This is a genomic window from Streptomyces sp. NPDC037401, assembly GCF_055602345.1.
Genome location: NZ_JBVJWO010000037.1, coordinates 1 through 19,145 on the forward strand (window position 1 = coordinate 1; position 19,145 = coordinate 19,145).

Consider the following 19,145-nt stretch of genomic DNA (forward strand, 5'->3'; position numbering starts at 1 on the left):
AGGACCAGCACGACGAGGGCGGTGCCGGCCGCCGTCTCCGCCACCGCGCCGAAGACGTCGCCGGTGACCCCGCCGAAGCGGCGGACGCAGTGGCGCAGGAGGAGTTCGGCGACGGCGACGGCGCACAGCACGGCGAGCGCCGCGCGGACCGCGTCGTACGCCCCGAGGAACGCGCCGGCCCCGGCCGCAGCCGCCGCGACGACGGCGGTGACCGTCGCGGCGGCGCCCGTCGGCACCACCCCCGCGACCGCCGCCCCCAGCCCCTCCGGGCGGGCGGCGGGCACTCCGGTGCGGGCGGCGAGGGTCAGTGCCAGCCGGGCGGCGGTCGCCGAGACCACGGCGGCGAGCGCGCCGTGCGCCCAGGACGCGTCGTAGACCTGCGCCAGCGCGGCGACTTGGGCCAGCAGGGCGAAGACCAGGGTGAGCACGCCGAACGGGCCGATGTCCGACTGCTTCATGATCCGCAGCGCGTCCTCGGCGGGCTTGCCGCTGCCGAGTCCGTCTGCGGTGTCGGCCAGCCCGTCCAGGTGCAGACCGCGGGTGAGCACGGCGGGTACGGCGGCGGCGGCGACGGCGGCGAGCAGGGTGCCCGCGCCGAGGAGCAGCAGCAGGAGCCCGGCCGCGGCGGCCGTGACGCCGACGGCGAGGCCGGCCAGCGGGGCGCACAGCATGCCGGCGCGCGCCGCCTCGCGGTCCCAGCGGGTCACCTCGACCGGGAAGACGGTGAGGGTGCCGAAGGCGAAGCGGAGGCCGTCGGGGGAGGGGGTCCTGAGCACCGGCGCAGACTACCCGGCGGTCGTGCGGGCGTCGGCGGCGACCAGGGGTGACCAGGGGTGACCGGGGATAAAGTGCGCATATGGGAGATTGGTGGCAGCGCAACATCATGGAACCCGGGAAGCTGCCGCTGCTCCTCGCCCTGGCGGCCTTCACGCTGACGTTCGTGATCACGCGGGTCGTCACCCGGCTCATCCGGGCGGGCAAGGGGCCCTTCGGCAACGTCCGGGCGGGCGGAGTGCACGTGCACCACGTGGTCCCCGGGGTCGTCCTCACCGTGGTGGGCGGCTTCGCCGCCGTCGCCGGGGGCCGGCACGGGGTCGGCTCCGCGCTCGCCGCGGTGGTCTTCGGGATCGGGGCGGGTCTGGTCCTGGACGAGTTCGCGCTGATCCTGCACCTCGACGACGTGTACTGGACGGAGGCGGGGCGCAAGAGCGTGGAGGTCGTGGTGGTCACCGCCGCGCTGGTCGGCCTCCTCCTCGCCGGCTTCACCCCGTTCGGGGTGGACGGCATGACGCAGGACGAGTTGCGGGACCGGGCCAACGTCATCGCGACCGTCGCGGGGAACTTCGTCCTCTCGCTCCTGGCCCTGGCGAAGGGCAAGACGCGGCTCGCGGTCTTCGGGGTGATCGTGCCGTTCGTCGCTCTGATCGGCGCGGTCCGCCTGGCCCGGCCGGGCTCCTTCTGGGCCCGCCGCTTCTACGGCCGCCGGCCGCACGCCCGGGCCAAGGCCCACCTGCGGGCCTACCGCCACGACCGCCGTTGGTCCGGGCCGCGCCGTGCGGTGCAGGACTGGATCGGGGGGCGTCCCGACGCGTAGGCCTCCGGCGGTTGGGCGGGGGTGCCTGCGGCGGCCTGTGCGGGTTCGGTGGGGGTGCGCGTAGCGCGTGCGGTTCGTTGTGGGTCGGGGCCGCGCCGGGGGGTGTCCGTCCTCGGAACGGCGCGAAATCGGTCGGCCACAGATCTGAACGGCGCGGACGCGCCAACCGCTGCGGGCGGACACCCCCCGACACGTCCCCTTCCCGCCGTACGCGGCTACCCGCCCGCCTCACGTAACTGCCTCAGCTGCCGCCGCTGCGGGCAGTCATCCCACCCAGCTGCGGGCAGTCGTGCCGCTGGGGCGGCACGGGTGGGCGCAGCGGCACCCCGCTACGCCGGGCCGCGCGACGCCCCCCGGCCCGCACCCTCGCCGGGTGGCCTCAGGCGTCGTTCTCCTCCTCGCCCCCGTCGGGGAGCTCCGGCAGCTCCGCGGACAGGGCCGCCGCGGCCTGTACCAGGGGGAGCGCCAGCAGGCCCCCCGCCCCCTCACCCACCGTCAGCCCCTGGGACAGCAGCGGCTCCATGGCCATCCGGTCCAGCGCCTTGGCCTGGGCCGGCTCCCCGCTGTCGTGCGCCGCCAGCCACCAGTCCGGGGCCCGGAAGGCGACCCGCTGCCCGACCAGCGCGCACGCGGCCGTCACGACCCCGTCCAGGATCACCGGCGTCTTCCGTACCGCGCTCTGCAGCAGGAAGCCCGTCATCGCGGCCAGGTCCGCGCCGCCCACCGTCGCGAGCAGCTGGAGCTGGTCCCCGAGGACCGGCCGGGCACGCCGCAGCGCGTCGCGGATCGCCGCGCACTTGCGCATCCAGGCCAGGTCGTCGATCGCCAGCCCGCCCCGCCCGGTGACGACCGACGCGTCCGTGCCGCACAGCGCGGCGACCAGCACGCCCGCCGCCGTCGTGCCGCCCACGCTCACGTCGCCCAGTACCACCAGATCCGTACCGGAGTCGGCCTCCTCGTCGGCGACCGCCATCCCGGCCCGGAAGGCGGCCTCCGCCTCCTCCAGGGTCAGCGCGTCCTCGACGTCGATGCGTCCGGCGCCGCGCCGCACCCGGTGCGCCGTGACCTCCGCGGGGAGCGACTGCGGGTCGCAGTCCAGGGCCATGTCGACGACCCGCACCGGTACGCCGAGACGCCGGGCGAGCACCGACACGGGCCGCCCGCCCTCGACGACGTCGCGCACCAGCTCGGCCGCACTGCCCGCGGGCCGTGCCGAGACGCCCAGCTCGGCCACCTTGTGATCACCGGCGAAGAGCACCACCCGGGGGTGCTCGACCGGCCGCACCGGTACGACGGCCCGTGCCGCGGCCAGCCACTCGCCCAGGTCGTCCAGGCGTCCCAGCGACCCGGGCGGGACGACCTGACGCGCACGGCGCGCCTCGGCGTCGCGGCGCGTCCCGCCGTCGGGGCGCTCGATCAGATCGGTGAAGTCGTCGAGATTCAGCGAGCTCATTCGCCGAACAGTACCGGGCGGGATCGAACACCACGGACGGCCCGTACGCACCGCGCCCGGGCGGCGTCGTTGCGCCCCGGGCGGCGATCACCTACGTAACGTTTTGCCTGAATTGTCGTTGCCGCTTTCTCAGCGCGTCGGGAGCCGCCCATGTCCGCACCCCCCGCCCCCTCGGCGCCCCCTCCCGTGCCCGCGGTGCCGCCCGTCCCCCGGTACGGTCCGCACCGCGCGGACTGCCCCTGGTGCGGGTCCCGGCGGCTGCGTTCCCGACTGTTCGGGCAGGACCCGCGCCGGGCCGCTCCCGGTCGGTCCGTCCTCGAACGCTGCCTGGAGTGCGGGCACGGCTTCCGCAACCCGCCGCTCGACCCCGGCCCCGGCCACCCGGTCGTCCGGGCCTGCTCCGCTCTCCGGCACCGGCTGGCCGCCCGCGCGATGCGCCGCCGCTGCCCGGAACCCGAGGGCTGGCTGGACGTCGGCACCGGGGACGCCGACTTCCCCCACGCCGCGCGATCCTGCTTCCCGTACACCTCCTTCGACGGTCTCGACCCCACCCACCGGGTGCTGCGGGCCCGTGCCGTCGAGCGGATCGAGGAGGCGTTCGTCGGCCGGCTGACGGACCCGCACATCCAGGCCCGGCTGCGGTGCCGCTACGACGTGGTGAGCCTCTTCCAGCAACTGGAACGGGTCCCGGACCCGCGTGCCGAACTGCGGGCCGCGCTGCACGTGCTGCGGCCGGGCGGTCATCTGCTCGTCGACGTGGCGGACCCGCGGCGGCTGCTCGCCCTTCCGGCCGGCGTGCGCGGTGAACTGGCCGCGCTGGGCTGCACGGTGCTCACCGGGCCGCGGAGCCGGCGCGTCATCGCGCGCAAGGGCGCCGTCTCAGCCGCGTAGGACGAGGGCCTGGCCCGCCACCACCAGCAGCACCTGTTCGCACTCGTGCGCGAAGGCGGCGTTGAGGCGGCCGAGTTCGTCCCGGTAGCGGCGCCCGGAGGCCGTGGCCGGGACGATGCCCGAGCCGACCTCGTTCGACACGGCGACCACCGTGCGCCGGGTGGCGCGTACCGCCTCCGTCAGGTCCCGCACCCGGTCGCGCAGGGCCCGTTCGCCGCCGTCGGCCCACTCCGCGTCGTCCCAGGCGCCCACCGCGTCCATCGCGTCCGTCAGCCACAGGGACAGGCAGTCGATGAGGAGGGGCGCTCCGTCGTCCTTGAGGAGGGGGACCAGATCACAGGTCTCGACCGTGCGCCAGGAGCCCGGTCGTCGCTCGCGGTGGGTGCGGACCCGGTCCGCCCACTCGGTGTCCCCGCCCCTGGTGCCGCCGGTCGCGACGTACAGCACCTCCGGGAAGGACTCCAGCCGACGTTCGGCCTCCACCGACTTGCCCGAGCGGGCGCCGCCCAGCACCAGGGTGCGGCGCGGTACGTCGGGCACGTCCTCGTACGCGCCCACCACCAGCGTGGTGCCGTCCGGCACGGCCCGTGCCCCGGCCGCGGCGAGCCGGCGGGCGAGTTCCCGGCCCGGCGGCACGTCGTGCCCCAGATGGACGGCGACCACGTCCGTGGTGGCGCCCACCGCGCCCGCCCCGCGCAGCCTCGCCAGGGCGTCCGGACGGCCCACGACGTCCGTCAGGACCATGTCGTACGGCTCGGCGGGCTCCTCCAGGCCGGCCGGAGCGCCGCCCGGGGGCAGGTAGAGGAGACGCTGTCCGTCCGGGCCGGTCACGGCGTACCCGGTGCCCGGCGCGTCCATCGCGACCGCCCGCACCCGGTGACCGGTCAGCAGCGCCAGCTCCCGGCCGTCCGGCACCCGGCCCGGCTGCGGCAGACCGGCCGGCACCTCCAGCGCCGGGCCGTCGTGCGGGTGCGACAGCAGCACCTGGCGTACGCCGGTCAGGGAGTGCCCGGCGCGTGCGGCGGCGAACGCGGCACCCGGGGTGAGGTCCAGCAGCAGGGCTCCGTCCACCAGCAGCGCGGTCGCCGCGCGCGCGTTCTCGCCCTGCGCGGCGGCACAGGCCGCGCAGGGACAGTCGGGGCGGGGGAGTCCCGCGGGGGCACCGGTGCCGAGCAGAGTCACGTCCACGCCCCGATTTTCCCCGGTGGGGCAGTGGTGTGCGCGCCCGAGACCCCCTATGGGGCGGGGGCAGTCCTTCGGGCCTGCTACGACGCGAACGGCTCAGCGCATAGGCTGCGGGCGGAGGCCGGACCAAGATCCGGCTTCCGCTCTGCATGTGCTCACATCTTGGAGGCGTACATGGCGGCATGGACGTGGCGGTTCGAGGCGGCCGACGGGACGGAGGTCCAGCCCGCGGTGCAGCCCGAGGAGTTCACCACGCAAGGGGACGCCGAGTCCTGGATCGGGGAGCACTGGAAGGACCTCAAGGAGGGCGGCACGGACCAGGTGCGGCTGTTCGAGGACTCCACCGAGATCTACGGGCCGATGAGCCTGCACGCCGAGGAGGCCCAGGAGCCGGCGGAGGACTGAGCGGTGCGGGGGGGGGGGGGGGGGGGCCCCCCCCCCCCCCCCCCCCCCCCCCCCCCCCCCCCCACACCAGCGCCCGGACCTGCGAGGCAAGGCTCCCTGTGTCCGCCGAGCTCCGCTGCCTCGTCACCTCTCCGACCGGAGGAAGCCCCATGCCGCTCACCGACCTCGACGCGGACGAACTCGTCGGCTACCGGCCAAAGTTGTCCGATCCGAGGGATTTCGACGCCTTCTGGCGGCGGACCCTTGCCGAAGCCCGGGCGCACGACGCGGCGATCAAGGTGGAACGGGTCACCGCCCAGCACCTGCTGAACACCGTCGAGGTCGACGACGTGCGCTTCCCCGGCTGGAACGGCGAGCCGGTGGCCGCCTGGCTGCTGCGCCCGCGCAACGCGGCCGGACCGCTGCCGGTCGTCGTTACCTACATGGGCTACGGCGGCGGACGGGGACTGCCCACCGACCACCTGTTCTGGTCCGCCGCCGGCTACGCCCAACTCGTCGTCGACAGCCGGGGCCAGGGCCACGACACCCCGGACCGGGGCATGGGCGACGGCACGCAGTGGGTCGAGGGCTTCATGACCCGCGGCATCGACTCTCCCGACACCTACTACTACCGGCGATTGGTCACCGACTGCGTGCGAGCCGTGGACGCGGTCGCGGAGCTGCCCGGACTCGACGGCCGTCGGATCGTGGTGGCCGGAGCCAGCCAGGGCGGCGGTCTGGCGCTCGCCGTCGCCGGTCTCGCCGGGGACCGCGTGGCGGCGGCGATGCCGGACCTCCCGTTCCTGTGCCACTTCCGCCACGCTGCCGCGATCTGCGGCGACGGCCCGTACCAGGAGATCGTCAAGTACCTGCGCTGGCACAGCCGCCACCGCGTGGAACCGGCCTTCGCCACCCTCGACCACTTCGACGGCGTCCACTTCGCCCGGCGGGCCACCGTGCCGACGCTGTTCAGCGTGGGCCTGATGGACCCGGTCTGCCCGCCCTCCACGGTCTACGCCGCCTTCAACCACTACGCGGGCGAGGACCGCACCATGACCGTGTGGCCGTTCGGCGACCACGGCGGCGGCCACGGCTCCAACCCGCCCGTCCAACTGGCCTGGCTGCGCGAGCGCGACGTGGCCCCGGCGCTCTGACCGCCCCGCACCACCGGACCGGGCAGACCGGGCGAGGCCCCGCGCGCCCACGCACTGAGCCCCGCCCCCGAGACCGAGGAGCACGACAGACCCATGAGGTACTGCCCATGAGCACCCCGGCCTTCCCGGAACTGCCCACCGGGTTCTGTTTCGGTGCCGCGACCGCCGCCTACCAGATCGAGGGCGCCCACGACCAGGACGGCCGAGGCCCGTCCATCTGGGACACCTTCAGCCACACCCCCGGCCGTACGCTCGACGGTGCAACGGGCGACACCGCCTGCGACCACTACCACCGCTACCGCGAGGACGTGGCCCTGCTGCGCGGGCTCGGCGTCGACAGCTACCGCTTCTCGATCGCCTGGCCCCGCCTGCTGCCCGGGGGCACCGGGCCGGTCAACGCCAAGGGCCTGGACTTCTACGACCGCCTGATCGACGAGCTGCTGGCCGCCGGAGTCGCACCCGCCGCCACTCTCTACCACTGGGACCTGCCCCAAGCCCTGGAGGGCCGCGGCGGCTGGCGCGTCAGGGAGACCGCCGAGGCGTTCGCGCAGTACGCGGCCCTCGCGGCCGAGCGCTACGGGGACCGGGTGGAGCGCTGGATCACCCTCAACGAGCCGTACTGCTCCGCCTTCGCCGGCTACGCCGAGGGGCGGCACGCACCCGGTGCCGAGGAGGGCCGCGGCGCGCTGGCGGCCGCCCACCACCTGCTGGTCGCCCACGGCCTCGCGATACGGGAGCTGCGCGCCGCGGGCGCCCAGGAGGCCGGGATCACCCTCAACCTCGACCGCATCCATCTCGCCTCCGCCCTCCCCGAGGACCGGGCCGCCCTGCGCCGGGCCAAGGTCCTCCACAACGAGGTCTGGACCGAGCCGCTCCTCGCGGGCCGTTACCCCGCGCACGAGGGCGAGACCTGGGCCGGCTTCGCAGACGGCCCCTGGCGGTTGCCGGGCGACCTGGAACTGATCGGCGCCCCGCTGGACTTCCTCGGAGTCAACTTCTACCGCCCGGTGACGTTCGCCGCCGCCCCCCACGGCGAGGCCGACCCCGAAGTGCGCACCGCCGTGGACATCGGCGTCACCGAGCTGGACCGGTACCGGGCCCGGCACACCACCATGGGATGGCCCGTCGTCCCGGACGCGCTCACAGAGTTGCTCCGTGAACTCCACGCCCGCTACCCGCGGCTTCCGCCGGTCTGGATCACCGGGAACGGCTCCGCCGAGGGAGACACCGTCGGCCCCGACGGCCGGGTCCATGACACCGAGCGGATCGACTACCTCGCGGACCACCTCGCCGCCGTCGCCGACGCCATCTCCGCAGGGGTGGACGTGCGCGGCTACTACGTCCGGTCGCTGCTGGACAACTTCGAGTGGGCGCGCGGCTACGGCCAGCGTTTCGGCCTGGTCCACGTCGACTACGACGCCCTGACCCGAACGCCCAAGGACAGCTACCACTGGTACCGGGGCCTGATCACCGCGCACCGCGCGCGGACGGAGGAACCTGCACGATGAAGTTCACCGACGGCTACTGGCTGATGCCCCCGAGGTTCACCACGCGTTACGCCACCGAGGTCGCGGACGTCCGGGCCGACGAACACCGGATGACCCTCCACGCGCCGGTGGAGCACGTGCGCGGCCGCGGCGACACGCTCAACGGTCTGTTGCCGACCGTCGAGTGCCGGTCGCCGGCCGAGGGCGTGATCGGGGTCCGCGTCACGCACCACGCCGGTTCGGTGCGGCGGGGGCCGGAGTACGCGCTTCAAGGCCGACTTCGGCGTACTGGGTCGGCGACTGCGAGTCGCACTTCAACGCCATGGCCGAGTCACTGCGCGGCGGCCTCTGTCGGCCCCTGGCGGTTCCCTCGTGGCGGAGCCGGGCCGTGGAACGTCACGGCCCGGTTCATGGGCACACCGGCTCAGCGGGCGCCGAGGAGGTGTTCGAGGGCGAGCTGGTCCAGCTGTTCGAAGGCCATGCCGCGGCGGGCGGCGGCATCGACGTCGAACTCGTCGAAGGCGGACCGGTCGGCCAGTAGCCCGGCCAGGCCGTCCTCGGCGGTGGGGAGCGCAAGTTCGGGCAGTCGGGAGGCGGCGAGCGCGGCCCGGACCTCCGGATCGGCCCGGAAGGCGCGGGAACGCTCCGCCAGAAGCAGGTAGTTGCGCATACATGCGGCCGCCGAGGCCCAGACGCCGGCAGAGTCCTCGGTGCGCGGCGGCTTGAAGTCGAAGTGACGGGGCCCGTCGTAGCCGGCCGACTCCAGCAGGTCGACCAGCCAGAAGGCCTGGCGCAGGTCGCCCGCTCCGAAGCGCAGGTCCTGGTCGTACTTGATGCCGGACTGGCCGTTGAGGTCGATGTGGAACAGCTTGCCGTGCCACAGGGCCTGGGCGATGCCGTGCGGGAAGTTCAGCCCGGCCATCTGCTCATGGCCGACCTCCGGGTTGAGGCCGACCCGCTCGGGCCGGTCCAACTCGTGGATGAACGCCAGGGCGTGGCCGATGGTGGGCAGCAGGATGTCGCCGCGTGGCTCGTTGGGCTTGGGTTCGATCGCGAAGCGCAGGTCGTAACCCTGGTTCTCGACGTACTCGCCCAGTAGGTCGAAGGCCTCTTTCAGCCGGTCGAGGGCGGTGCGCACGTCCTTGGCCGCGCCCGACTCGGCGCCCTCGCGGCCGCCCCAGGCGACGTAGACCGAGGCACCGAGTTCCACGGCCAGGTCGATGTTGCGGATCGTCTTGCGCAGCGCGTACCGGCGCACGTCCCGGTCGTTGGCGGTGAAAGCGCCGTCCTTGAACACCGGGTGGGTGAAGAGGTTGGTGGTGGCCATCGGCACCTTCAACCCGGCCGTGTCGAGTGCGGTGCGGAAGCGCTTGACCGCCTGCTCGCGTGCGGTGCCGTCGGCGGCGAAGGGGATCAGGTCGTCGTCGTGGAACGTGACGCCGTAGGCGCCGAGTTCGGCCACCCGCTGCACGGTCTCGACCGGGTCGAGGGCGGCTCGGGTGGCGTCACCGAAGGGGTCCCGGCCCTGCCAGCCGACGGTCCACAGGCCGAAGGTGAACCTGTGCGCGGGAGTGGGGACGAGCGGGTCGCTGGTCATGAGGCGCTCCGGATCAGGGCCGAGGGCTATTTGTAATGACGAAAAACAAATTAGTATGCCGAGACGCCAGAAGGAACCCCACCGGAGGAACGCATGTCTGCACAGCGTGTCGTGATCGGTGTCGACAGCTCGACCCAGTCCACCAAGGCCCTCGCCGTCGACCTGGAAACCGGCGCCGTCCTGGGCGAAGGCCGCGCCGCGCACGCCGTCAGCGCGGGCGCCGGACGCGAGAGCGACCCCGACCAGTGGTGGTGGGGGCTCGGCGAGGCCATGGTGGGCACCGGCTGGGCGGATCGTGCCGCCGCCTGCTCGATCGCCGGCCAGCAGCACGGCCTGGTCACCCTCGACACGGCGGGCCGGCCGGTGCGCCCGGCGCTGCTGTGGAACGACGTCCGCTCCGCCCCGCAGGCCGCCGAACTCGCAGCCGCGTTCGGCCCGGCAGAGCTCGCCCGCCGCACCGGCAGCGTCCCGACGGCCGCCTTCACGGCCGCCAAGTGGGCCTGGCTGCGCGCCAACGAGCGTGCCGCAGCAGACCGCGTCGCGGCCGTCCGGCTTCCCCACGACTTCCTGACGGAGCGGCTGACCGGCGAGGCGGTCACCGACCGCGGTGACGCGTCGGGAACCGGCTGGTGGGGCCCGGACGGCTACGACCAGGACGTCCTCGGCCGGATCGGCCTCGACCCCGGGCTACTGCCACAGGTCCTCCCGCCGGGCGCCCGGGCGGGCGTCGTCCGAGCAGGGATGCCACTGCGCGAGGGCGTGCTGGTGGCCACCGGGACCGGTGACAACATGGCGGCCGCCCTCGGGCTGGGCCTGACGCCCGGACGTCCGGTGCTGAGCCTCGGTACCTCCGGCACCGTCTACGCCGTCGGCCGGACCCGGCCCACCGACCCGAGCGGAACCGTCGCCGGCTTCGCCGATGCCCTCGGCGGCTGGCTGCCGCTCGCCTGCACGCTCAACTGCACCCTCGCCGTGGACCGCTTCGCCGCCCTCGTCGGCCGCGACCGCGAGGACGTCGAGGGTGGCGGCACGGTGGTGGTGCTTCCCCATCTGGACGGCGAGCGCACTCCGGACCTCCCGGGTGCTTCCGGCTTGGTCCACGGCCTGCGCCACGACACCACGCCGGGACAGCTGCTCCAGGCCGCCTACGACGGCGCCGCCCAAGCCCTGCTCGCGGCCCTGGACGACGTGTTGCGTGCCGGAGGCGAGAAACCCGCCCCCGACGAACCCCTGCTGCTGATCGGCGGCGGAGCCCGCGGCCGGGCCTGGCAGCGGACCGTCCTGCGGCTGTCCGGTCGAGCGGTTCAGGTGCCCGCGGCCCAGGAACCGGTCGCGCTCGGGGCCGCCGCCCAGGCCGCCGCACTGCTCACCGGTGAGCCTGCCGACGCCGTCGCCCGGCGCTGGCGGACCGCCGAGGGCCGGGTGCTGGAACCCGTGACCCGTGACGACGACACGCTCGAACGGATCACCAGTACGCTGCGGCGGGCGCGGGCGTTGCAGGAGGTCCCGCCGGGAGGGCGATAGGAGGGTCGGGTCAATGACGGGGATCGGCAGGGCGAGCGGGGGCGTGGACGCCGCGCCCGCCTCGCAGCAGGGGATGCGTCGGCAGAACCTCGCGGTGGTGATCGGCGCAGTCGCCGCGCACGGCCCGCTCTCCCGGGCGGACGTCGCCGGGCACACGGGCCTGACCAGGCCGGCCGTCTCCTCCATGGTCGACGAGCTCATCGGTCGCGGAGCGCTGACCGAGACGGAGACCGCGCCCAGCGGACGGGTCGGCCGCCCCGGACGGGCACTGACCCTGAGCGATCGGGGTCCCGCGGGCCTCGGCCTGGAGATCGGCGTCACCCATCTCGCCGCGTGCGTCGTGGACCTGCGCGGTGAACCCCGGGTGTGGCGTCGGGTGGAGCGGGCCAACGCCGGCCGGCCGGCCGGGCAGGTGCTGGCGGAGGCCGCCGCGCTGGGCGCCGAGGCGGAGGCCGAGGCCGCCGTCCTCGGCCTGCGCGTCGAGGGCCGCGTCCTGGCCGTGCCGGGGGTGGTGCCGAACGCGCCGAGCGGGCTGATCGCGAACGCGCCCAACCTCGGCTGGCAGGCGGTCCGCCCCGCCGACCACTGGCCCGACCCCGGCACCGTGCCCGAGCCGGAGAACGAGGCCAACCTCGGGGCGCTGGCCGAGCAGTGGCACCAGGGGCACCCCGCCGAGACCTTCGTACACGTCTCCGCCGAGGCCGGAATCGGTGCCGCACTGGTCATCGGCGGGCAGCTGTTCCGGGGCGCCCGCGGCTTCGCAGGCGAACTCGGCCACCTGCCCGTCCACCCGGAAGGCGCCCGTTGCGCCTGCGGGGCACGCGGCTGCCTGGAGCAGTACGCGGGCGAAGCGGCCGTGCTGCGCGAGGCCGGGCTGGGACACGTCGGCGACCCGGTGGCCCTGCTGGCCGAACGGGCAGGCGCCGGGGACGCGTCGACCCTTCGCGCCCTGGACCGCGCCGGACGGGCCCTGGGACTCGCCCTCGCCTCGGCAGTGAACCTGATCGACCCGGACTCCCTCGTTCTGGGCGGCGCCTACGCCGAACTCGCCGACTGGCTCCTCCCGTCGATACGCGCCGAACTGGCCGCCCGGGTCACCGTCCGGCCCTGGACCCCGGAGGCGGTGCGCCCCTCCGCGCTGGGGCGCCGCGGACCGGTGCTGGGCGCGGCATGGTCGACCGTTCGACAGATCATCGCCGATCCCACCCGCCTGCCTGCCAGCTAGTGCTCTGACTCGCGCAGTGCGTCGACGGCGTCCAGCAGCCCGTGCCGCACTCGGGCCGCGAGGTCTGCCTCCTCGTATCCGGCGAGCAGTGCGCTGCGGGTGAGCGGGTTGGCTTGGAGCGCAGCCGGTCGGTGCCAGTTCCTGAAGGCTTCGTGGAGGGCATGCTCGAACTCGGTGCGGCTCAGTGCAGCCGGCTCACCGGTGCCGGGTGCAGAAGCGAGCGGATGCTGGTCGAGGCGGGTGAAGAACGGGCGCCACCACTGCATACCGGCCAGGGCGACGTAGGACCAGGCCAGGTTCTTCTTCGAGTGCAGGATCTGGGCGAGCACCCGGTGCAGCAGCATGTCCGTGATCGGCGACGGCTCCTGCCGGCCGTCGGGAGGGAGCGCGCGACGGAGAGGTGCTCGCCGTCGCGCAGCGGTGCGGTCTCGCGGCAGTGCTCCCAGACAGTCGCGAGGACCGGATCGGCGGACGTCTCCGGCCCCTCGGGCTTCCGCAGCTCCGGCCATGCTGTGAAAGCCACGGGCTCGCCGGTGTCGGTCCGGGGGTGCTCGCCCATGGCGCCCGCGGACTCGCCGAGCAGCTCCAGGGTGCCCCCGGTGGGGCGCAGGACGGAGGCCAGTGTCCGGATGAGGTTGGTCTGGCCCGCCCCGTTGGGGCCGAGGAGTCCGTGTACGCCGCTGCCGAGCTTCAGGTCGAGCCCGTCGACGGCCATCCGGTTCCTGCCGACTCTGACCTTCAGCCCGGTGGCCTGGATCTCCCAGGCGTAGGCCGCCGGCGCGATGTCAGCCGCGCTCACCGCGGTCATCATGTGGTGTTCCTTGCGTCGTTGGTGGGTTGATTTCGGTCACTCGCAGGGTCGAGAGATCCAGGGGTGCCGGTGTGGCTGTGGTGTTTCAGCCACTCATCGGGATGCGCGCGACGAGATCGCTGGGTAAGGACACACTGGCCGGACCGGTCGTCATCGATGGGCTCCCAGCACGGAGTACGCTCTCCTGCGCGCGATCACGACACCGATGGCGAGCGCGAGGATCAGCCCCCACACGGGCAGACCGTCCGTCTGCAGGGCGAAGGCCGTACGGCTGGCGGCCAGGGTCGGCGCCACGACTAGGACGGCCCACACCGCCACCAGCGCAACGGCCGCACGGGTCACGCCGACGACACCGCCGAGTGCCAGGGTCGTCGAGGTGAAGGACGGCCTCGGCGCCCAGAGCCGGGCTGCACCTGGTGCTGCGCACGTCGTCGAGCCCGAGGCCCAGCTCCCGCAGGGTGAGGACCAGCTCGACGCGGGCCACGGACTCGGCGTCGTACAGCCGGTAGAACTTGCCCAGCACGCTCATGTGCTGGTTCCAGGTCACCACCCCGAGCCGCGGCTTGAGATCTCCACTCGAACGGTCCACCGCATACGTGCTGAGCAGGGCCTTCAGTCGGTCCCGGGTGTCGAGGATCTCCACTCCATGCAGCTGGGCGGACACCAACCGGTTCCGGAGGATGCGCGTCTACGGCCGCCCCTCCTCCGCACGGGTGCATCCGACGGAATCGGCCGGTCACGTCGTGCGCGTGTCTGGGCAAGCGGCGACACCCGTTCGACGAGACCGGCCTGACGGTGCACAAGTTGCGCGCCGCGGGGATCGACCTCGTTGACGCGCTTGATGCGCCGCCACTGGTTCTGGAGGTACACCGGACTGCGCCTGAAGGGTCAGCAAGGGCCCGGGTCTGTGGTCAAGTGGTGGAAGACGCCCGCTGACGCCCGGCGGCTCACTTCAACGGGTTCACAGTCCTCGTACCAGCCGGTAGTACGCCTGGTTCCAGCGGAGGTCGCGCCGGAACTGCTTCGGGGTGGTGGTCTCGTCGATGAGCGCGAGTTCCAGGCGGAGCATTTCCACCAGGTCGTCGAGGTGGTCGGAGGTGAGGGCGGTGCTGAGGACGGTGTGGTGCGGTCCTCCGGCCGTCAGCCAGGATTCGGTGGAGGTCCGCAGGTCGGGGTGGGGCCGCCAGACCGCGCGGGCAACGGGCAGGGCGGGCAGCGGGTGAGGGGGTGCCACCACGTCGATGTCGTTGGCGATCAGGCGGAAGCGGTCGCCGAGGTCGGCGAGGCCGACCACCACGGCCGGGCCGGGGGCGGCGTCGAACACAAGGCGCACCGGGTCCTCCCGCCCTCCGATGCCGAGCGGGTGGATCTCGCAGCTGGGCCTGGCCGCCGCGAGGGTGGGGCAGACTTCCAGCATGTGTGCGCCGAGGATGAGCTCGTTGCCCGGTGTCAGGTCGTAGGTGTAGTCCTCCATGAAGGAGGTGCCGCCTGGGAGGCCGGTGGCGGCCACCTTGAGGGCGCGCAGCAGGACGGCGGTCTTCCAGTCGCCCTCTCCTCCGAAGCCGTGCCCCTGGGCCATGAGCCGCTGGACCGCGAGGCCGGGCAGCTGGCGCAGTCCGCCCAGGTCCTCGAAGTTGGTGGTGAAGGCCCTGAAGCCGCCCGCTTCCAGGAAGGTGCGCAGGCCGGCTTCGATGCGGGCCGCGTAACGCAGCGAGTCGTGCCGTTCGCCTCCGGGCCGTAGTTCCGGCGCCAGGTGGTACAGGTCCTCGTACTCCTTGACGAGGGAAGTCACCTCGGTCTCGTCCGCGCTGTCGACGACCTCCACCAGCTCGTTGACGCCGTAGGTGTTTACGGAAACGCCGAAGCGCAGCTGGGCCTCGACCTTGTCGCCCTCGGTGACGGCCACGTCGCGCATGTTGTCGCCGAAGCGGGCGACCTTGAGGGTGGCCAGTTCGGATCGTGCGGCGGCTGCCCGCGCCCAGACCGCGATGCGTGCGGTCGTCACAGGGTCGGTGACGTGGCCGGCCACGGTCTTGCGGGGTACGCCGACACGGGACTGGATGTGCCCGAACTCGCGGTCCCCGTGCGCGGCTTGGTTCAGGTTCATGAAGTCCATGTCGATGGTGTCCCAGGGCAGGGCCACGTTCGACTGGGTGTGGAGATGCAGCAACGGCTTGCGCAGCGCGTCCAGTCCGGCGATCCACATCTTGGCCGGCGAGAAGGTGTGCATCCAGGCCATGAGCCCGATGCACCGGTCGTCGGCGCTCGCGTCGAGGCACACCCGGCGGATGGCGTCGGCGTCGGTCAGTACCGGCTTCCACACCACGCGCGCGGGAATGCCGGAGGCGTCCGCCAGCGCGGTGGCGATCTGTCGCGACTGTTCGGCGACCTGCTTCAGCGTCTCCTCCCCGTACAGGCCTTGGCTGCCGGTGAGAAACCAGATTTCCTGGGCGGGGGATGTTCGGCTGGGCACATGGACTCCTGAAGGTGACGTCCCGCAACGGTGGTGAGGGCGGCGGGCGCGGTGGGGAAGCGGGAACGAACGGGGGGCGGGGTCAGCCCGCGGTGTGGGCCGTGTCGCGCATGTTCCTCAGGCGGTGCAGCAGACCGCCGGTGCCGAAGTGGTCGTGCAGGAGCCGGTATTCGGCGAAGAGGGCGTCGTAGGCGTCGGCTCGGGAGGCGTCGGGCGTGTAGACGGCGGGCCGTCGGCGGCCCATGGCGGCGGTGGCGGTTCGCACGTCGGTGTGCGCGCCGGCCGCTACGGCGGCGTGGATGGCCGACCCCAGGGCGGGGCCCTGGTCGGACGCGGCGAGGGAGACGGGGCGGCGCAGCACGTCGGAGTAGATCTGCATCAGCAGTTCGTTCTTGGCCAGCCCGCCGGCGACGATGAACTCGTTCACCGGTACGCCGCCCGTCTCCAGGGCCTCCACGATGACGCGGGTGCCGAACGCGGTGGCCTCGAGCAGCGCGCGGTAGACGTCCTCGGGGCGGGTCGCGAGGGTGAGACCCACGATGACTCCGGAGAGGTGGTGGTCGACGAGGACGGAACGGTTGCCGTTCAGCCAGTCGAGGGCGACCAGTCCGTGGCCGCCGACCGGCTGTCGGGCGGCCTTCCGGGTCAGCAGGGTGTGCAGGTCCTCGCCGCGGTCGGCGGCCTCGGCGAGGTAGTCCGACGGGACGCCTTGGTCCAGCACCCAGGCGAAGATGTCGCCGACCGCGCTCTGGCCGGCCTCGTAGCCGTAGGTTCCCTCGACGATCCCACCGTTGACGACACCGCAGATGCCGGGGACGTCGGCGAGGACGGGAGCGTTCACGACGTGGCAGGTGGAGGTGCCCATGATGGCGAGCAGTTGACCGTCCTCGACGGCCTGGGCCGCCGCTGCGGTGACGTGGGCGTCGACGTTGCCCGCGGCCACGGCGATGCCGGGGCGCAGCCCTGTCCAAACTGCTGCCTCGGTGCTGAGCGAGCCCACTCGTGAGCCCAGCGCAGAGAGGGGGAATTCGAGGCGGGTGCGTGCGAAGTCGGCGAACCGGGGGTTCAGTGCGGCCAGGTACTCCTCGCTCGGGTAGGCGCCGTCCTGGTGGATGCCCTTGTACCCGGCCGTGCAGGCGTTGCGGGACTCGGTTCCGGTGAGCTGCCACACGATCCAGTCGGCAGCCTCGATCCACCGCGCGCAGGTTTCGTAGACGAGCGGATCCTCCTCCAAGACCTGGAGGGCCTTCGCGAACTGCCACTCGGAGGAGATCCGGCCGCCGTAGCGGGCGATCCACTTCTCCCCGCGGGCGTGGGCGAGTTCGTTGATGCGGTCGGCATGTGACTGGGCTGCGTGGTGCTTCCACAGCTTGGGCCACGCGTGCGGGCGTCCGGCGAGCTCCGTCTCGGCGAGGGGAGTTCCGTCGGCCAGTGTGGGCAGGACGGTGCACGCGGTGAAGTCGGTGGCGATGCCGATCACCGCGGCAGGATCGACCCCGGCCGCCGCCACGGCCTCCGGGACGGCGCGACGCAGTACGTCCCGCCAGTCCTGGGGGTGTTGCAGGGCCCAGTCCGGAGGCAGTAGCGCACCGCCGTGCGGCAGGTGCCGGTCGATGACGCCGTGCCGGTAGGCGTGGACCGCCGCGGCCAGCTCCTGACCGTCGCGAACCCGCACCACCACGGCGCGGCCCGACAGCGTGCCGAAGTCGACGCCGACCGTGTACTGCTCCGATTCCTCGGAATACGGGGTGGGCGCGAGGGGATGGGGTGACGTCAACAGAGTGCCTTTCGAAGGAGCCGTGGGGCGGCAGGCGGCCCGACAGGCGGCCCGGCAGGCGGAGTTGCCGCCCGCAATCCTGGCGGTCGGCCGGGTGGTCCAAACGCATTGTGAGCGCTAACAATATCGATGGGCAAGAGGTCTGCGTGGGGTCGTATGTGAGCTCCATCGGTGCAGCGGCCTCCGTATGCGTCTGACGGTCCGAGTGAATCGGTCGTTGACATGGCGCGGGTTGAGGCTTCATCGGATGGTCGGGTCGAGGTCGACGGTGTCGCGAAGGATGGAGCCCGCCTCATTGCCGCACCCGGCGCGATAACGGACAGGTAACGCGCGCAAGGGGGTTGAGAACGGGGCTTGTTAACGCTCACAATGCGACAGCGCTCTCTTCCCAAGGGTCTCCCTCTCCTGCCGACCCCGACCCGACCCCGACGCCGACCGCGCCGGCCGTCGTGCAGCGCGGCGGCACCCCTGGACTCCTGGTGGGCAAAGCCCGGCCCCGGCCGCACGGCGCCTCTTCCGTACACCCTGAAAGGACACTCGACATGGCTCGCAGAGCAGCTCTCGTCCTCACCGCCGCCCTTCTCGCCTCCTCGGCGTTGACCGCCTGCTCGACCGAGGGCCCCGCCTCCGGCTCCCCCTCCTCAGGGGCCAAGGGAGGCTCCGACGGCACGATCACGATGGGCTTCGCCCAGGTCGGCGCCGAGAGCGGTTGGCGTACCGCCAACACCAAGTCCGTCCAGGAGGCGGCGAAGAAGGCCGGGATCACCCTCAAGTTCTCCGACGCGCAGCAGAAGCAGGAGAACCAGATCAAGGCGATCCGCACCTTCATCCAGCAGAAGGTCGACGTCATCGCCTTCTCGCCGGTCGTGGAGTCCGGTTGGGACACGGTGCTGAAGGAGGCCAAGGATGCAGGCATCCCGGTCATCCTCACCGACCGCGCCGTGGACACCAAGGACACCTCCCTCTACAAGACCTTCCTGGGCTCGGACTTCGTCAAGGAGGGCAAGTCCGCGGGCGAGTGGCTGACCGGCGCGTACGCGAACGAGCAGGGCCCGGTCAACATCGTCGAGCTCCAGGGCACCACGGGCTCCGCGCCCGCCAACGACCGCAAGGCCGGCTTCGCCGACGTCATCCGCACTGACAGCAAGTTCAAGATCGTTGCCTCGCAGTCGGGCGACTTCACCCGCGCCAAGGGCAAGGAAGTCATGCAGGCGTTCCTGAAGTCCCAGGAGGACATCGACGTCCTCTACGCCCACAACGACGACATGGCCCTCGGCGCCATCCAGGCCATCGAGGAGTCCGGCAAGAAGCCCGGGACGGACATCAAGGTGATCTCGGTGGACGGAATCAAGGACGCCTTCGTCGCGATGACCGAGGGCAAGATCAACGTCGTGGTGGAGTGCAACCCGATGCTCGGTGACCAGCTGATGGATCTGGCCAAGAAGGTCGTGGCGGGGGAGAACGTCCCGACTCGTGTCGAGACCGAGGAGGGTGTCTTCCCGCAGGACAAGGCCGCGGCCGCGCTGCCGTCCCGGAACTACTGAGACCGCACGTTCCGGTGCCGGAGGAGGCCCGGCCCCGGTGCCTCCT

General features: G+C 72.9%; 15 protein-coding genes and 2 pseudogenes. 8 read left to right on the plus strand and 9 right to left on the minus strand.

The genetic code is table 11. The features are described from left to right. A partial coding sequence (locus ACZ7H1_RS30555; RefSeq protein WP_470791020.1) for an adenosylcobinamide-GDP ribazoletransferase occupies positions 1 to 776 on the minus strand: 776 nt, incomplete at its 3' end. Positions 777 to 856: 80 nt separating this feature from the next. Here ACZ7H1_RS30555 and ACZ7H1_RS30560 point away from each other — a divergent pair. Continuing rightward, on the plus strand, positions 857 to 1,594 hold the full coding sequence (locus ACZ7H1_RS30560; protein WP_062138878.1) for a hypothetical protein: 738 nt from the start codon (positions 857 to 859) through the stop codon (positions 1,592 to 1,594). 379 nt (positions 1,595 to 1,973) lie between these two features. Here ACZ7H1_RS30560 and cobT read toward each other — a convergent pair whose 3' ends face one another. Beyond that, positions 1,974 to 3,047, minus strand: coding sequence for a nicotinate-nucleotide--dimethylbenzimidazole phosphoribosyltransferase (gene cobT, locus ACZ7H1_RS30565; RefSeq protein ID WP_109203093.1), 1,074 nt, complete (start codon positions 3,045 to 3,047; stop codon positions 1,974 to 1,976). Between the two features lie 150 nt (positions 3,048 to 3,197). Between cobT and ACZ7H1_RS30570 the strand changes: the two genes are divergently transcribed. Continuing rightward, entirely contained in the window at positions 3,198 to 3,938 is a 741-nt protein-coding gene (locus ACZ7H1_RS30570; protein ID WP_109203094.1) for a class I SAM-dependent methyltransferase, read from the plus strand. On the opposite strand, the gene ACZ7H1_RS30575 is transcribed toward ACZ7H1_RS30570, so the two are convergent. Continuing rightward, a complete protein-coding gene (locus ACZ7H1_RS30575) occupies positions 3,927 to 5,126 on the minus strand; it encodes a bifunctional adenosylcobinamide kinase/adenosylcobinamide-phosphate guanylyltransferase (protein ID WP_019327910.1) in 1,200 nt (399 codons plus the stop codon). The two genes, ACZ7H1_RS30570 and ACZ7H1_RS30575, sit on opposite strands and share 12 nt — an antisense overlap. Before the next feature lie 171 nt (positions 5,127 to 5,297). Between ACZ7H1_RS30575 and ACZ7H1_RS30580 the strand changes: the two genes are divergently transcribed. The 3 genes from ACZ7H1_RS30580 to ACZ7H1_RS30590 all read left to right on the plus strand — a co-directional run bounded on the left by ACZ7H1_RS30580 (position 5,298) and on the right by ACZ7H1_RS30590 (position 8,169). Further along, the gene (locus ACZ7H1_RS30580; RefSeq protein WP_019327911.1) at positions 5,298 to 5,528 is read left to right on the plus strand and encodes a hypothetical protein; all 231 of its coding nucleotides are present in this window, start codon (positions 5,298 to 5,300) and stop codon (positions 5,526 to 5,528) included. 149 nt (positions 5,529 to 5,677) lie between these two features. After that, on the plus strand, positions 5,678 to 6,661 hold the full coding sequence (locus tag ACZ7H1_RS30585; protein WP_470791021.1) for an acetylxylan esterase: 984 nt from the start codon (positions 5,678 to 5,680) through the stop codon (positions 6,659 to 6,661). 107 nt (positions 6,662 to 6,768) lie between these two features. Then, positions 6,769 to 8,169, plus strand: coding sequence for a GH1 family beta-glucosidase (locus tag ACZ7H1_RS30590; RefSeq protein ID WP_470791022.1), 1,401 nt, complete (start codon positions 6,769 to 6,771; stop codon positions 8,167 to 8,169). A gap of 403 nt (positions 8,170 to 8,572) precedes the next feature. Here the strand turns inward: ACZ7H1_RS30590 and xylA are convergent, their stop codons facing one another. Further along, positions 8,573 to 9,745: a xylose isomerase gene (gene xylA / locus ACZ7H1_RS30595; RefSeq protein ID WP_470791023.1), complete on the minus strand. Its 1,173-nt coding sequence runs from the start codon at positions 9,743 to 9,745 to the stop codon at positions 8,573 to 8,575. A gap of 93 nt (positions 9,746 to 9,838) precedes the next feature. On the opposite strand from xylA, the gene xylB reads away from it, so the two are divergent. Together xylB and ACZ7H1_RS30605 are read left to right on the plus strand one after the other, a co-directional pair. Beyond that, on the plus strand, positions 9,839 to 11,269 hold the full coding sequence (gene xylB, locus ACZ7H1_RS30600; RefSeq protein WP_470791024.1) for a xylulokinase: 1,431 nt from the start codon (positions 9,839 to 9,841) through the stop codon (positions 11,267 to 11,269). A 13-nt stretch (positions 11,270 to 11,282) separates the two neighbouring features. After that, positions 11,283 to 12,494, plus strand: coding sequence for an ROK family protein (locus tag ACZ7H1_RS30605; RefSeq protein WP_470791025.1), 1,212 nt, complete (start codon positions 11,283 to 11,285; stop codon positions 12,492 to 12,494). Here the strand turns inward: ACZ7H1_RS30605 and ACZ7H1_RS30610 are convergent. The 5 genes and pseudogenes from ACZ7H1_RS30610 to araB form a co-directional block, all read right to left on the minus strand. After that, positions 12,491 to 12,838, minus strand: a complete 348-nt coding sequence (locus tag ACZ7H1_RS30610; RefSeq protein WP_470791070.1) for a hypothetical protein — start codon at positions 12,836 to 12,838, stop codon at positions 12,491 to 12,493. The two genes, ACZ7H1_RS30605 and ACZ7H1_RS30610, sit on opposite strands and share 4 nt — an antisense overlap. A gap of 203 nt (positions 12,839 to 13,041) precedes the next feature. Continuing rightward, positions 13,042 to 13,305 (minus strand): annotated as a pseudogene (locus ACZ7H1_RS30615) (ATP-binding cassette domain-containing protein); the annotation flags it as partial. A gap of 150 nt (positions 13,306 to 13,455) precedes the next feature. Continuing rightward, positions 13,456 to 13,716 (minus strand): annotated as a pseudogene (locus tag ACZ7H1_RS30620) (zf-HC2 domain-containing protein); the annotation flags it as partial. Between the two features lie 550 nt (positions 13,717 to 14,266). Beyond that, the gene (gene araA / locus ACZ7H1_RS30625) at positions 14,267 to 15,778 is read right to left on the minus strand and encodes an L-arabinose isomerase (RefSeq protein WP_470791026.1); all 1,512 of its coding nucleotides are present in this window, start codon (positions 15,776 to 15,778) and stop codon (positions 14,267 to 14,269) included. Positions 15,779 to 15,860: 82 nt separating this feature from the next. Beyond that, a complete protein-coding gene (araB, locus tag ACZ7H1_RS30630) occupies positions 15,861 to 17,555 on the minus strand; it encodes a ribulokinase (protein ID WP_470791027.1) in 1,695 nt (564 codons plus the stop codon). 542 nt (positions 17,556 to 18,097) lie between these two features. Here araB and ACZ7H1_RS30635 point away from each other — a divergent pair. Next, complete coding sequence (locus tag ACZ7H1_RS30635; protein WP_470791028.1) at positions 18,098 to 19,099, plus strand: ABC transporter substrate-binding protein; 1,002 nt, start codon at positions 18,098 to 18,100, stop codon at positions 19,097 to 19,099. The last annotated feature ends 46 nt before the right edge of the window (positions 19,100 to 19,145 follow it).

Excerpts from the sequence above, each read along its gene's own strand:
- ACZ7H1_RS30560 (WP_062138878.1), top strand. The coding sequence starts at position 857 with ATGGGAGATTGGTGGCAGCGCAACATCATGGAACCCGGGAAGCTGCCG.
- cobT (WP_109203093.1), bottom strand. The coding sequence starts at position 3,047 with ATGAGCTCGCTGAATCTCGACGACTTCACCGATCTGATCGAGCGCCCC.
- ACZ7H1_RS30570 (WP_109203094.1), top strand. The coding sequence starts at position 3,198 with ATGTCCGCACCCCCCGCCCCCTCGGCGCCCCCTCCCGTGCCCGCGGTG.
- ACZ7H1_RS30580 (WP_019327911.1), top strand. The coding sequence starts at position 5,298 with ATGGCGGCATGGACGTGGCGGTTCGAGGCGGCCGACGGGACGGAGGTC.
- ACZ7H1_RS30585 (WP_470791021.1), top strand. The coding sequence starts at position 5,678 with ATGCCGCTCACCGACCTCGACGCGGACGAACTCGTCGGCTACCGGCCA.
- ACZ7H1_RS30590 (WP_470791022.1), top strand. The coding sequence starts at position 6,769 with ATGAGCACCCCGGCCTTCCCGGAACTGCCCACCGGGTTCTGTTTCGGT.
- xylA (WP_470791023.1), bottom strand. The coding sequence starts at position 9,745 with ATGACCAGCGACCCGCTCGTCCCCACTCCCGCGCACAGGTTCACCTTC.
- xylB (WP_470791024.1), top strand. The coding sequence starts at position 9,839 with ATGTCTGCACAGCGTGTCGTGATCGGTGTCGACAGCTCGACCCAGTCC.
- ACZ7H1_RS30605 (WP_470791025.1), top strand. The coding sequence starts at position 11,283 with ATGACGGGGATCGGCAGGGCGAGCGGGGGCGTGGACGCCGCGCCCGCC.
- ACZ7H1_RS30610 (WP_470791070.1), bottom strand. The coding sequence starts at position 12,838 with ATGCTGCTGCACCGGGTGCTCGCCCAGATCCTGCACTCGAAGAAGAAC.
- ACZ7H1_RS30635 (WP_470791028.1), top strand. The coding sequence starts at position 18,098 with ATGGCTCGCAGAGCAGCTCTCGTCCTCACCGCCGCCCTTCTCGCCTCC.